This is a genomic window from Tullyiplasma multilocale ATCC 49900 (genome assembly GCF_000483165.1).
Lineage (GTDB): Bacteria > Bacillota_I > Bacilli_A > Mycoplasmatales > Mycoplasmataceae > Tullyiplasma > Tullyiplasma multilocale.
Genome location: NZ_AXXW01000005.1, coordinates 1 through 13,405, shown reverse-complemented (window position 1 = coordinate 13,405; position 13,405 = coordinate 1). Strand labels below are relative to the sequence as shown.

16 protein-coding genes and 1 rRNA gene are annotated in these 13,405 nt (G+C 29.3%); 15 read left to right on the top strand and 2 right to left on the bottom strand.

Features of this window, described 5'->3' with window-relative positions; all coding sequences use genetic code 4:
* Positions 1 to 32: 32 nt before the first annotated feature.
* The 8 genes from G319_RS0100110 to G319_RS08660 all read left to right on the top strand — a co-directional run bounded on the left by G319_RS0100110 (position 33) and on the right by G319_RS08660 (position 6,839).
* Positions 33 to 1,259: an aminotransferase class V-fold PLP-dependent enzyme gene (locus G319_RS0100110; protein WP_026389121.1), complete on the top strand. Its 1,227-nt coding sequence runs from the start codon at positions 33 to 35 to the stop codon at positions 1,257 to 1,259.
* An 8-nt stretch (positions 1,260 to 1,267) separates the two neighbouring features.
* A complete protein-coding gene (locus G319_RS0100105; protein ID WP_026389120.1) occupies positions 1,268 to 1,708 on the top strand; it encodes an iron-sulfur cluster assembly scaffold protein in 441 nt (146 codons plus the stop codon).
* Between the two features lie 52 nt (positions 1,709 to 1,760).
* Entirely contained in the window at positions 1,761 to 2,420 is a 660-nt protein-coding gene (locus G319_RS04465; protein ID WP_051350826.1) for a 5-formyltetrahydrofolate cyclo-ligase, read from the top strand.
* An 89-nt stretch (positions 2,421 to 2,509) separates the two neighbouring features.
* A complete protein-coding gene (locus tag G319_RS0100095; RefSeq protein ID WP_026389119.1) occupies positions 2,510 to 3,790 on the top strand; it encodes a glucose-6-phosphate isomerase in 1,281 nt (426 codons plus the stop codon).
* A 123-nt stretch (positions 3,791 to 3,913) separates the two neighbouring features.
* On the top strand, positions 3,914 to 4,513 hold the full coding sequence (locus G319_RS08670; RefSeq protein WP_026389118.1) for a hypothetical protein: 600 nt from the start codon (positions 3,914 to 3,916) through the stop codon (positions 4,511 to 4,513).
* A gap of 97 nt (positions 4,514 to 4,610) precedes the next feature.
* Positions 4,611 to 4,922 carry a helix-turn-helix transcriptional regulator gene (locus G319_RS0100085; protein WP_026389117.1) on the top strand — a complete coding sequence of 104 codons (312 nt, stop codon included), beginning with the start codon at positions 4,611 to 4,613 and terminating at the stop codon, positions 4,920 to 4,922.
* Positions 4,909 to 5,988, top strand: coding sequence for an oxidoreductase (locus G319_RS08665; protein WP_026389116.1), 1,080 nt, complete (start codon positions 4,909 to 4,911; stop codon positions 5,986 to 5,988). The genes G319_RS0100085 and G319_RS08665 overlap by 14 nt, the downstream gene beginning before the upstream one ends.
* Before the next feature lie 2 nt (positions 5,989 to 5,990).
* Positions 5,991 to 6,839 (top strand): aldo/keto reductase, encoded by an 849-nt coding sequence (locus tag G319_RS08660; protein WP_051350825.1) that lies wholly within the window; start codon positions 5,991 to 5,993, stop codon positions 6,837 to 6,839.
* Between the two features lie 31 nt (positions 6,840 to 6,870).
* Here the strand turns inward: G319_RS08660 and G319_RS04455 are convergent, their stop codons facing one another.
* A complete protein-coding gene (locus G319_RS04455) occupies positions 6,871 to 7,203 on the bottom strand; it encodes a helix-turn-helix domain-containing protein (protein WP_035358705.1) in 333 nt (110 codons plus the stop codon).
* Between the two features lie 222 nt (positions 7,204 to 7,425).
* Here G319_RS04455 and G319_RS0100065 point away from each other — a divergent pair, with 222 nt between their 5' ends.
* The 5 genes from G319_RS0100065 to G319_RS08655 all read left to right on the top strand — a co-directional run bounded on the left by G319_RS0100065 (position 7,426) and on the right by G319_RS08655 (position 11,246).
* Complete coding sequence (locus tag G319_RS0100065) at positions 7,426 to 7,929, top strand: dUTP diphosphatase (RefSeq protein ID WP_026389115.1); 504 nt, start codon at positions 7,426 to 7,428, stop codon at positions 7,927 to 7,929.
* Positions 7,930 to 8,052: 123 nt separating this feature from the next.
* Entirely contained in the window at positions 8,053 to 8,391 is a 339-nt protein-coding gene (locus G319_RS0100060) for a hypothetical protein (RefSeq protein WP_026389114.1), read from the top strand.
* A 43-nt stretch (positions 8,392 to 8,434) separates the two neighbouring features.
* Complete coding sequence (locus G319_RS0100055; protein ID WP_026389113.1) at positions 8,435 to 9,196, top strand: TrmH family RNA methyltransferase; 762 nt, start codon at positions 8,435 to 8,437, stop codon at positions 9,194 to 9,196.
* Positions 9,197 to 9,278: 82 nt separating this feature from the next.
* On the top strand, positions 9,279 to 10,694 hold the full coding sequence (locus G319_RS0100050; RefSeq protein WP_026389112.1) for an NADP-dependent glyceraldehyde-3-phosphate dehydrogenase: 1,416 nt from the start codon (positions 9,279 to 9,281) through the stop codon (positions 10,692 to 10,694).
* A gap of 192 nt (positions 10,695 to 10,886) precedes the next feature.
* Positions 10,887 to 11,246: a hypothetical protein gene (locus G319_RS08655; RefSeq protein ID WP_026389111.1), complete on the top strand. Its 360-nt coding sequence runs from the start codon at positions 10,887 to 10,889 to the stop codon at positions 11,244 to 11,246.
* Positions 11,247 to 11,273: 27 nt separating this feature from the next.
* Here G319_RS08655 and G319_RS0100040 read toward each other — a convergent pair whose 3' ends face one another.
* A complete protein-coding gene (locus tag G319_RS0100040) occupies positions 11,274 to 11,696 on the bottom strand; it encodes an N-acetyltransferase (protein WP_026389110.1) in 423 nt (140 codons plus the stop codon).
* Positions 11,697 to 12,017: 321 nt separating this feature from the next.
* Here G319_RS0100040 and G319_RS04450 point away from each other — a divergent pair, with 321 nt between their 5' ends.
* The gene (locus G319_RS04450) at positions 12,018 to 12,770 is read left to right on the top strand and encodes a lipoprotein (protein ID WP_035358703.1); all 753 of its coding nucleotides are present in this window, start codon (positions 12,018 to 12,020) and stop codon (positions 12,768 to 12,770) included.
* A gap of 431 nt (positions 12,771 to 13,201) precedes the next feature.
* A 16S ribosomal RNA gene (locus G319_RS0100030) occupies positions 13,202 to 13,405 on the top strand; the annotation flags it as partial.

The window sequence follows — 13,405 nt, the reverse complement described above, 5'->3', positions numbered from 1 at the left end:
AATAAAAATATAGAAAAACAGAAGGGGTTATTATGTTGATAAAAAGAGATCATTTTCCGGTATTAAAAAACAATAAAGGGTTAATATATTTTGATAATGGAGCAACAACTTTAAAACCTTCTTCAGTGATTGATGCTGAAGTTAAATATCTTGAATTTAATGGAGCAAATCCACATACAAATGATTATGATAATGCATATCTTTCAAACGAAATAATTTCAAATACAAGAACAAAAATTGCTAATCTAATTGGGGCTAAAAATAATCGTGAAATCATCTTTACAAGTGGAACAACATTTTCACTAAATCAAGCAGCTTTTGGTCTAAAAAGTTTAATAGAAAAAGATGATGAAATCTTTGTAACTAACTTAGAGCATTCGTCTAATTTATTGCCTTGAATTAATGTAGCTAACCAACAAAAAGCTGTGGTTAAAAACCTGATTTTAACTGATGATAATACAATAGATATCGACCAAATCAAAAATCAAATTACACCTAAAACGAAGGTTGTGGCATTTGCTCATGTTTCTAATACAATCGGGGCTGAAAATGATGTTGAATCAATTGTAAAAGAGATCAGAAAAGTTAATGAAAAAGTTATCATTGTTGTTGATGCTGCTCAATCAGTGGCTCATACAAAAATTGATGTAACAAGTTGAGATATTGATCTATTGGCATTCTCTGCTCATAAAATGTACGGTCCTTTTGGACTTGGTGTTCTATGGGGTAAAGCAGAGTTACTGAATCAAATGGAACCAATTATTTTTGGTGGTGGTATGAGTGCTAAAATTGAAGAAAATTTAGTTGACTATACATTGTCTCCAATCCCGGATAAATTTGAAGGTGGAACTCCAAATATTTCATCAATTGCAGCATTTGAAAAAGCTGTGGATTTCTTATTAGAAATTGGTGTTGAAAATATCAAAAATCATGAAAAAAACTTGAAAAAATATGCAATCCAACAAATTGAAAAATTCAATTTAAATGAAACAATTGATTTCTATAATTTAGACAACGATTCACCAATTTTAATGTTGAATGTTAAAGGAATTAATCCTCAGGATATCGCAACATTTTTAGATAGTAAATACAAAATTGCTACACGTTCTGGTTCACACTGTGCCCGAAGAGTTGTTGATTCAGTTGGAGTTAAGGTGTCTTTAAGAATCAGTTTTGCTATCTATAATACAAAAGAAGAAATTGACATATTAATTGAAGCGTTGAGTAAATCAGAAAATTTCTTAGATGCAATTTTTTAGGGGGAAATATGAAAGAACAAAGAACAGATCAAGAATTACGACAAGTCATCATGAAACATTTTACAGACTCTGTAAATAAAGGTTTCACAAATAATCCAAAAGCATATAAAGCAGATTTACGCTCAGATAGTTGTTCTGATGAATTGACTGTCGAAATTGTCGAAGAAGATGGAATATACACTGAAATTAGATTTGAAGGTAGTGCTTGTGCTATTTCAACATCAGCAGCAGACATTTTAATTTCAATGATTATTAATAAAACCCCAACTGAAGTTGAAGAAATTATTAATAATTATGAAGAAATGATTAATAATGGGATAATTAATAATGAAGAGTCATTAGGAGATTTAATAGCTTTTAAAAATATTTTCAATCAAAGAAATCGTCGTACATGTGCCACTTTAGGGTCAAGAGGATTTAAGGAATTGAAATTAAACAATAGAAAATAAGACAAATTAATTTATTATATATTTTATGTGCTTAGAAAATAAGGAGAATAACATGACAAATAAACCAGAAATTAGAGATAGTTATTTAAAAGTTAGATCAATGTTATCTCAATCTTATTTAGAAGAATGTAATAAGATGATTGCTAGAAAAGTTATCTTTTTCATCAAACGCTATAATCTTAAAAAAATTGGGATTTTCATCTCAACGAATCACGAACCTGAAACAAGGGACATAATTAGACATTGTATTGAAAATGGGGTTGAAGTTTATGCTCCAAACTGTTTAAGAGATACAAACGAAATGGATTTTAGAAGAATCTTAGACATTGATAAAGATGTAACATTCAATACTGAATTAAATGTTTATGAAACAAATGATCAAGCCGAAAAATTAAGAAGAGCCACAGATTTAGATGCTTTATTTATGCCATTAGTAGCTTTTGATTCAAAATTAGCAAGAGTTGGAATGGGGAAATCTTTCTACGATAGCTGAATTGATAATACAAATTACCAAGGGTATAAAATTGGTTTAAGTCAATCAACTCAATTAACAAGTGAAGATATCATCACTGAAGAACACGATCAAAACATGAACTTTGTAATTACCGAAAAAGAAGTTTATGTTCCGATGATTGAAGAAACTGAAGAAGAAGAATTTGATTATGATGTTACTTACTGAAGATTAAATGATGAAACTTTAGAAGAAGAATAATAAAAATGCACTTTTATAGGTGCATTTTTCTTTGGGTTGCATTAAAATAATATAGATTAAAAAATAGAGAAAATAAAAAGGAGAATTTTATGATTAAAGTTGACTTACAATACACTGGTTTAAACGCTTTAGATAAAGAAATCGATGAAACTCGTGTTAAAGATATTCATGAAATGATTATTAACAAAACAGGTAAAGGAAGCGACTTCTTAGGTTGAGTTGAATTACCAAACACATTTGATAAAGCTGAATACGCTGAAATGAAAAAAGTTGCTTCAGAATTAAGAAGTAAAATTGATGTATTAGTAGTAGTTGGAATCGGAGGATCATATTTAGGAGCAAGAGCTGCTGATGAAATGATTAGAGGATTAAACCACACTGATAAAGTAAAAGTTATTTATGCAGGAAACACAATGTCTTCAACATACGTAGCTCAATTATCAACTTACTTAAAAGACAAAAACTTTGGAATTTGTGTTGTTTCTAAATCAGGAACAACAACTGAACCTGGAATTGCTTTCAGAAGTTTAGAACAACAATTAATTGCTCAAGTTGGAGTTGAAAAATCAAAAGAATTAATCGTTGCTGTTACAGATAAAGCTAGAGGAGCATTAAAAACTTTAGCTGATGAAAAAGGTTACCCAACATTTACAATTCCCGATGATATTGGAGGACGTTTCTCAGTGTTAACACCTGTTGGAATCTTCCCATTATTAGTGGCTGGAGTAAATACGGATAATATTTTTGCTGGAGCTCAAAAAGCTATGGCTGACTTAACTGCAAATGATTTATCAAACCCAGCATACCAATATGCTGTTGCACGTTACTTAATGAACCAAAAAGGTTATAAAGCTGAAGCTTTAGTAACTTATGAATTACAAATGGCTTTATTAAATGAATGATGAAAACAATTATTTGGTGAATGTGAAGGTAAAGAAGGAAAAGGGTTATACCCAACTTCAATGGTATTCTCAACAGACTTACACTCATTAGGACAATGAGTACAAGAAGGTACAAGAGGAGTATTATTTGAAACAGTTATTAAAGTTAAAACTCCAGTTCAAGACTTCAATGTACCAGTTGATGCCGATAACTACGATGGATTAAACTACTTAACATCTAAAACTTTCCACGAAATTAACTCAGTGGCTATTGAGGGAGTAATTGATGCTCACGTAAATACTGGTAAAATGCCAAACATCGTATTAGAATTCGACGGAATGGATGATGTTCAATTTGGTTACTTAGTTTACTTCTTTGAATTAGCAGTTGCTATGAGTGGATACTTATTAGAAATCAATCCATTTGATCAACCAGGAGTAGAAGTTTACAAAGCAAACATGTTTAAACTTTTAGGAAAACCTGAATAATTATTAATAAAATTTAAACAAAATCGAAAGATTTTGTTTTTTTTATTTCTGATATGTAAAGTTAGTCATATTTAGTAATTTGTAAAAATAAATTATATTATAATGAAACAATAGGAGAAAAATATGGCAAACAATACAATTAAAACAAATGAAGAATTAGTTAAAGAAATTGAAACTCTAGAGTTAAAGATTAAATTAGCTAATTTAGAAAACGAATACAAATCAATCACTTCTGGCGAAGTTCAAATTCAAAGAAATGATAAATCAAGAGTAGTTCCGCTGACAAATACAAACTCAAGCGCTATTAAAATAGCTTTATGATCGTTACAAGGAGTAAGTCTTGGGATGTTGGTGTTAATGATCATTTTCTCAATTATTGGAGCAATTGATACTTCTGATTTCATTGATTATTATTGATATAGCGATTATTACTATGAGTATTTTGATGAACTAGCATTAACATCAACAATTTTTTCATCATTTACTGCTGGATTCGGATTCTTTACTTTAATAATGAATATCGTTTTCTTAGGTATGAAGTGTAATGTTAAAAAACTTGGTTTAGCAACAGCAATTATGCAAATTATAATATTTGTATTTTCTGTAATAGCGTTTAGTACTTTCCTATCAGTTGCGACTCTTATCGCATTTGTATTCGGAATAGTATTACTTGGTTTAGCGATAACAACACTTATATTATTATCAAAAAAACCTAGAGTTTAAAAAATGAATCTTCGGATTCATTTTTTTTATTGCTTTTAGATACTTTTAAGTATATGATGTTTATATGTTACCACTTGATAACATATTGGAGGTAAGAATGACAACGATACAATTAATCAAAGAATTAAATTCTGGAACAAAGATAAACATTCTTTGTTGAATACTAAAAGAGAAAAGAGTCACGGTTTCATATTTGGCACAAGAAACTGTTTATAGTAGGATAAATATTTCAAAACAAATTTGTGAGTTATTTGAAGTAGGGATTCTGTGCAGAGATACAATTGGGAAAAATAATTACTACTTTATGAATCCTGATCTTGATGAATTACTTTTAAAAACTATTAAAGATGTTGTTAATGCTTACCATATTATAGATTTAGGAGAAAGAGAAAACTATGTACCGTATTAATGACCAAACAAAATTAGTAAAAGGGATCAAGTCTAGAAATAGAATAGTGATGCCGCCAATGGATACACTAATGGCTGAAAATGGAATCGCTAACGATTTCCATATTCAACATTATGGAGCTAGAGCTTATGGAGGGGTTGGAACAATTATCGTTGAATCAACTGCTGTATCAAGCGAAGGAAGAATTAGAGAAAAAGATTTAGGACTATGAAATGATGAACAAATCATTCCAATGAAAAGAATTGCTGATATAGCTCATCAAGCCGGAGCTGTAATTGGAGTTCAATTAAATCATGCTGGAGCTAAAGCTGAATTAGATATAGAAACTTTCGGAACAACTAAATACTTTGATTACCTAGACCAAAGCAAATTAACTATTTTAACACCAAAAGAAATTGCAAGAATTGAAGAAGATTTTGTTCAAGCGGCATCAAGAGCTAAACAAGCAGGATTTGACTTTGTTGAATTACATGCAGCACATGGATATTTATTAAATGAAATTTACCATCCATTCTTAAACACAATTGATGACGAAAAAGATATCGTTAAGAGATCTCAACTAATTATTAATATTGCCTCAAGAATTGAAAAAGAAGTAGGAATCAGAATGGGAATCAGATTATCAATTGTGGATGATGTTGATTATTCAGAATTAAAAATCGAACATATGAAACCATTGGTTGAAGCATTAGATCCATTTATGGATTACTTCCATATTTCGAGTGGAAGTAATTTAGCAAATGTTGACTTCTTAAAATTAATGGCTGACGCTGGAACTAAATTATTCAGAATTGGATATGCCAAAGAAGTTAGAAAATGAACTGACAAAAACATTATCACGGTGGGAAATTACCAAACTAGAGAAGATGTAGAATTTGCTTTAAAAGAGAATGTTGACTTTGTAGCAATTGGTAGAGAAGTCATTGCTAATCCAAATGTCACAATAAATAATTTATTAGATGTAAACGAAATGGATGATGTACAATATCATTGAAATCAAAATCTTTGATTTACACCAAAACAATATAAAGATTTAATTGAAAGTTTGAACAAAAAGGAGAAGTAATTATGAAAATTACCGATAAAAAAATCGTTTTAAATAACGGATATGAAATGCCATTGTTCGGATTAGGGACTTACAGAATGAAAGACGAGGGTGAAACTAAAGCTGCCATCATCTTTGCTCTTCAATCTGGATATAGACATATTGATACAGCTTTGGTTTACCAAAACCAAAAAGTTGTAGCTCAAGCTATTAAAGAATCAGGGATTGATCGTAAAGAAATTTTTGTTACATCAAAAATTTGAATTAGTGCATTGTCAAAAGAAGATGCATTGAGACAATTTAATATCATTATGGAAGAACTAGAACTAGAATACTTAGATCTATGTTTAGTACATTGATATAGTGAATTTGCATTAGATATTTACCAAGCTTTAGAAGAAGTTTACAAAGAAGGCAAAGTTAAAGCGATTGGAGTATCAAACTTTATGGTTGACCAATTAGAAGAATTCTTACCAAAAGTAGAAATCGCACCAGCTGTAAACCAAGTAGAATTAAATCCTTTACTACAACATAGTGAATTAATTAAATTCTCGAAAGAAAAAGGGATTGTGATTACTTCTTATCAAACATTAATGTCTGGTGAAATCGGAAACTTACCAACAATTGTTGAAATTGCTGAAAAGTATAAAGTATCTCCAGCACAAGTTGCATTAAAATGAGCTTTAAGTTTAGGAGTTATTGTAATTCCTAAATCAGTTACAAATTCAAGAATTATTGAAAACATGGACTTAGATGGTTTTGAACTAAATGATCAAGATATGAAAGAAATTGCTAAATTAGATGAACACAAATATGGAAATGCAGATCCTTATGTTTATCCTGTTGAATATTTAAAAACACTAAATAAATAGAAAAAAAGAATCGCAAGATTCTTTTTTTGTCCTAATTATCTTTTGGACTCTCGATTATCTTAGCTAAACGTTCATTTTCTTCACGTAATTTAACTATTTCTGCTTTAAGCATCGCTTTTTCTCTTGAATTAGGATTTTCAAATTTTTGAAAATTCTTAACATTAGATTTACCTGTCTTGCTTTTCAATCCTTCAATTCCATATAACTTGTAATTTTCACAGTTTTTTCTAACTGCAGAATATGAAATGCGATATTTCCTCGAAAGCTCTGCGTGGCTTATTCCTCTCTCAAAATGTTCTCTGACCATTTTCTCTTTTTCAGGTAGTGTTAGTATGTGCGATTTTGTGCCTTTAATGTTTGCCATATATAATTCTCCTTACATTTTGTAGATGCTGAATTTTAAAACCCGCATAGTTATTATTGAATAATTAAATAAGTTATCACTTTTTAATTGCTTTATCCAACTACTCCCATTATAGAAAAAATAACAATACATAAGAATAGCAGAGATGTTAATTTCCAAAATGGAACATTTGAAAGATGAAATGTATTAAAATATCTTTAAGATAATAACGAGGAGTATTTTATGATTACAAAACAAACAATAATATGATTAAGTGAAAAACAAAGAATTTTAGATAACTACATCGCTGAAAATAAAGGCTTAGAAATAGATGATGAAATCTTAAATAAAAAAATTGTTGCCTTTTTAGTAGAGACGGGAGAATATGCCAATGAAGAGCGTAGTTTCAAATTTTGATCTAATAAAAAAGAAGCGGAATTAGATGTTCAGTTAGATGAGTATATTGATGGTATTCATTTTCTTATCAGTATTGGACTTCAAATTAATTATGATTTCGATAATTTCTCACAATCTGATTTCGGATTGACAACAAATGTTGATGCATATTTAACATTGGTTAATCTATTGAGTGATTTTATAAAAGATAGAGATTTTGATAGTTATGAAGATTTACTAAATATTTATTTAAACATCTCTGATATTAAAGCTTATTCTGAAACTGAAATTATAGAAGCATACAAAATCAAAAACAAAATTAACTTTGAGAGACAAGATAATAATTATTAAGACCATTAGGTCTTTTTTTAAACCAATTTGATTTTTTCCAAACTAGATTTAAAATTCTACAAAAACCTTTAATTTTTTTTAAAAGTTAAATAATTAAAAAAGATAAAATGAAAAGGAGAACTTATGGCTAATTTTAAAGGTAATAAATCAAATATCTTAAGCACAAGTGTTAAATTACAAATGGTAAAAGAACGATTTGAAAACAATGTTAGTTTAGTTGATCTGTCTAAAAAGTATCGTGTGTCTTATTCAACGGTTAGAAAGAATTGTTATAACTATTTATTATTTGGTGAAGAAGCTTTAATAAGTAAAACCGGAAGAGCTAATGCCGATAATTTCGATAAGTTTGCAACAAGGGAATCGCGTGAACGCAAAATTTTAAAAGAAGAAATTTTAAACCTTAAAGAAGAAAATCAAAAATTGAAAAATATTATAAATGAATATGAAAGCAGAAAAGTATAGTTTATTTGATAAAATATTCCTATAAATAATATAAGGGGATTTTATGGAACAAATTACATCGGTTGCAAATAAGAGAATTAAAGAAATTCTTAAACTTAAAGAAGCTAAATACCGTAATCAAGAACAACTTTTTATGGTTGAAGGAATCCATTTAGTCCTTGAAGCATATCATGATGGAATTATTAAAACTTTAATTGGAACTCCAAAAGGTTTAGCGTCTTTAAATGCACAAGTTGAAGACATAGATGAAGTAATTGAAGTTGCTGATAATGTGGCTGATAAATTAAGTGATGTTAAAAATTCTCAATCAGTGTTCGCGGTTTGTATAATGAAAAAACCGGTTGTTAACTATAGCGAAAATATTTTATTATTGGATCACATCCAAGATCCAGGTAATATTGGGACTTTAATAAGAAGTGCGGCTAGTTTTGACTTTCAAACTATTATTGCTTCACCAAATTCAGTAAGTTATTATAATGACAAAGTTTTAAGATCAACTCAAGGTAATTTCTTCCACGTTAACTTAGTAAATGATTATTTGATTTCTGCAATTAATGATTTAAAAACTGAAGGTTATTTAATTATTGGAACTGCTTTACATGGTGATTACAAACCATTACAAAAAGCTCCATTTGAGAGAAATCAAAAATATGCTCTAATAATTGGAAATGAAGCAAAAGGAATTAGTCCTGAATTGTTTGATTTAATTGATATCAATGTAATGATCGAAATGGAAGAACATGTTGAATCCTTAAATGCCGGAGTTGCTGGTTCAATTATTATGTACCAAATTAATAACATCTAATAGGCCTGGCCTATTTTTTTGTACTATAATATTAGTAAGTAACCAATACTGTTTGATTACTTTAGAAAAGCAGGTACAGATTATGTATAAATTTAACGCTTTAATCAATAATGAATTTATTGAAACAAAAGAAAGATTAGAAATTATTAATCCCGAAGGATTAGAAGTTGCTGGAAGTGTTAGTGCTTTAAGCGCACAACAAATTGATGATGCTTTCAAAGCTGCAAGGTCTGCTCAAAAACAATGAGCTAAAACACCGTTAGTGAAAAGAATCTCAATTTTGAATGATTGAAAAAATCTAATATTAGAAAACAAAGAAGAATTAGCGACTATTATTATGACTGAAGTTGGTAAGAGTTATAAAGACGCTTTAGTTGAAGTTATTAGAACAGCTGAATATATGGAATACACATTTGAAGAAGCAAAACGTTTAAATCCTTTAGCTATGGATGGGGCTGGACTTGGAGTTGAAAATAAGTTAGGTATTTTCGAATATGTACCAAAAGGAGTTGGGGTAGCGATTTCGCCATTCAATTATCCGATTAACTTGGCAATTTCAAAAATTGCTCCAGGGTTAGTTACTGGGAATACTTTAGTGTTTAAACCAGCCACTCAAGGTAGTTTAATTGGGGCTCGCCTTGGTGAACTTGCAGTTGAAGCTAATTTACCGAAAGGGATTTTCAATGTTGTAACAGGACGAGGAAGAGAAATTGGGGATGTTATTGTAACTAATCCGGAAATTGATTTCATTTCATTCACGGGATCAGTTGGTGTTGGGCACCACATTATGGAAATTTCTTCTTCTAAAGATTTAGTTTTAGAGTTAGGTGGAAAAGATCCGGCATTAGTGTTGGATGCTAATTTAGTTGATAAATATGCAAACGAAATCGTGACAGGGGCATTTTCATATTCTGGACAACGTTGTACAGCGATTAAAAGGGTTTTAACTTTAGATGACATTGCTGATAAATTAGTTCCTGAAATTGTCGAACTAACTAATAAATTATCTATTGGTAGTCCAAAAGATAATAAAGATATCACACCATTGATTGATATGAAGTCAGCTGACTTTGTATGAGATTTAATTCAAGATGCTATTTCAAAAGGAGCAACTGTATTAACTGGTGGAACTAATGAAGGTAACTTAATTACTCCAACTGTTTTAGATCATGTTACACCAGATATGAGAGTAGCTTGAGAAGAACCATTTGGACCAGTGCTTCCAATTATGAGATTAGGTTCAGTTGAAGAAATGATTGAAATTGCAAATAAATCAGATTTTGGTTTACAAGCAAGTGTTTATTCACAAGATTTATTATTAGCTATGAGAGTAGCTAAAGAATTAGAAACTGGAACAGTTAACTTAAATGGTAAGTCACAACGTGGACCCGATTCTTTCCCATTTATTGGAATCAAAGATTCAGGACATGGTGTTCAAGGAATTAGAGAAACATTATTATCAGTTACTAGATTCAAAGGAATTGTAATTAACTATTAATTTTTAAAACGAGCTTTGGCTCGTTTTTTTGTTTGTTTGAATCAAATTACATTTTAGTTTTTATAAATAATGGTGTTATTATGAAAATGTAATGATGAGAAATGAAATATTACAAAATATAGGTAATATTTTTTAAAAAATTCCTAATACTTATTGAGTTAAGGTTATAACTTTAAACTCGAAGGAGGTATTATGGAAAAACAAGCAAATAATCTATTTTGGTTTTCAGTTAACAAAAATCTAGATAAAGAATTTCTTTTTTCAAAGGAATGATTTATTATGATTAATAATCTTTCAGAAAAAGAGAAAGAAGTTATGTGAAAATATCTGAATCAATATTTTAAAGAGATCAAAAAAATGTTAGGTATGGAGGTTGCAATGACGCAAAATCAATTCCAAAAAGAAATGCTTAAACAACTTGCAGAAATCAAAGCAGACATTGTTGAAATCAAAGCAGATATTGTTGAAATCAAGGCTGATATAGTAATTCTTAAAACTGCAGTGATTAAATTAAATGAAAAAGTATTTGGTGTAAAAGATATCACTATATAAAAAGCAAGTCCTATTTAGAACTTGCTTTTATTTACGTCATGCCATTAAAATTTCTTCCTGGTTAGTAGATTTATCAATACTTCTTGACACTTCTTTAAATTTCTTTTTAAGATAGAAATTTAAAGCATTCGAGTTGTTTGTGTAAACTTGCAAAGAAAGACTAGGATAAATTTCTTTAATGAAATCAAGTAATTGCGAACCAACACCTTGCCCTTGAGAATTAGGTGCTACGAATAACCCAAGAATAAAGTTATCTTCCAAACCAACAAATCCTTTTATTATTCCGTTATCTTCGAATACAAATAAGTCAGATTGGGGCAACATTTCTTTAACCATTTCGAAATTTGATTTTCAATAACTATCATCTATAAAATCGTGGGCGATAATATTTGAATTTAATCAAATATTTGCAACAGTTTCCAGATCCTCTTTTTTAAATTTTCTTATCATATTGTCTCCTTGGGATAATCTTATCTTTGATAAGTATATAAAATTCTTTAATGTAAATTGGTATTTTATTATTTAATAGTTAAATTTAGAAGTGGCATTCATTTTTGGAGCTGAAAACAAAGGAAAATAATTAAAAAATGCACAATTGTTTTTTAATTATTTTATAGTCCTTAAATTCTTGATATTGTCGGAAAAAACCATTTCATATTTTTTATATGTTGTTATATTGAGAATAAGAAGACACATATGAGTTGATAAAACTATAGTCAAGATATCTGTTTGATCGACTTAATGTCTTCGAAAGAAAAAAGAGGGATTAGTATGAAAAAATTATTAACAATCTTAGGGGCAATTGGTTTAACTGCAACAGCAGGTGCTGCTGTAGTTGCTTGCTCTGATACAGAATCAAATAAGATTAAAGCTTCAGCATCTACTGAAGATAATCTTACATTTGCATTAAAATTTGAAGATGGAACATTAAAAGTTGCAGATATCGATACTGTTACATTAGATGGAAAAGATGAATCAGTAAAATCAGTAACTAAAGATGGAATTGTGTTGGCAGAAGTTCTAGATGCTAATAAAACAAAAAGTGTAAAAATTGTAATTAATATGAAAAAAGTAGAAGCCGAAAAACCTGAAGCTGAAAAACCTGAAGCTGAAAAAAGTTCTGCTAAAGATGATACAAAAGTTAATTTAACTATTAAATTAAAAGGTATCAAATTAGATATTGAAAAAACTTTAGGGTTTGTTATTGGAACTGAAGTAAAACCCGGATACACTTTAGAATCTAAAAATTTACAAAACAAAATTATGAAAGATCTTGGAGTAAAAGGTAAAGAATGAAAAGAATCAGGAGTTGTTTCTAAAATTCTTACTAAAAAAGATGCTGCAGAAATTAAGTTAACTGATGGAAAAATTCTAATTTCAAAATTGGATGAAAAAAACCAAGGTAAACTTGATACATTAAAAGTTGGTGAATATGTAATTTACTACACAACTGGGAATGGAAAAGATACAGCTAAAGTTACATCAATGGTTTTAAATATTACTGAAGCTACAACAGCTAAATAATTAGCAAATTTTAGATATATATAATGATACAAAGAAAAATGATAAAAAAATGACTTGTTAATACAGGTCATTTTTTGACTATAAATATGTTTATAAGCACTTAACGTTGTGTGGATACTATATTATAAATTTCTCGCTTGCTATTAGTGATTTCTTTAACTATAATAGATATATGGCGTTTAGAGTTTTAGTTAGCATTTATATGCAATAAAAACAAAGAATAAAAATAATTATTTTTTTAAAAAAAGTATTGTTTCTAATTTTTTTGTATGCTATTATCTAAAAGTCGCCGTTAAAGGTAACATATAAAATGATCTTTGAAAACTAAATAGAACAACAAATTGTACAATCTTGTTCAAAATCAATTTTTGAGTAAACAAAATTACATATACAATAATAAAAGAAACAGTCAGAATCAATTTACATTTTTTTCAAATGAGAGTTTGATCCTGGCTCAGGATAAACGCTGGCGGCATGCCTAATACATGCAAGTCGAACGGGAGTGCTTGCACTCCAGTGGCGAACGGGTGAGTAACACGTATCTAATCTACCTAATAGCGGGGGATAGCCTTTGGAAACGAAGGGTAATACCGCATGAGAACTTCATTATCGCATGAGAAGAAGTTGAAAGCACC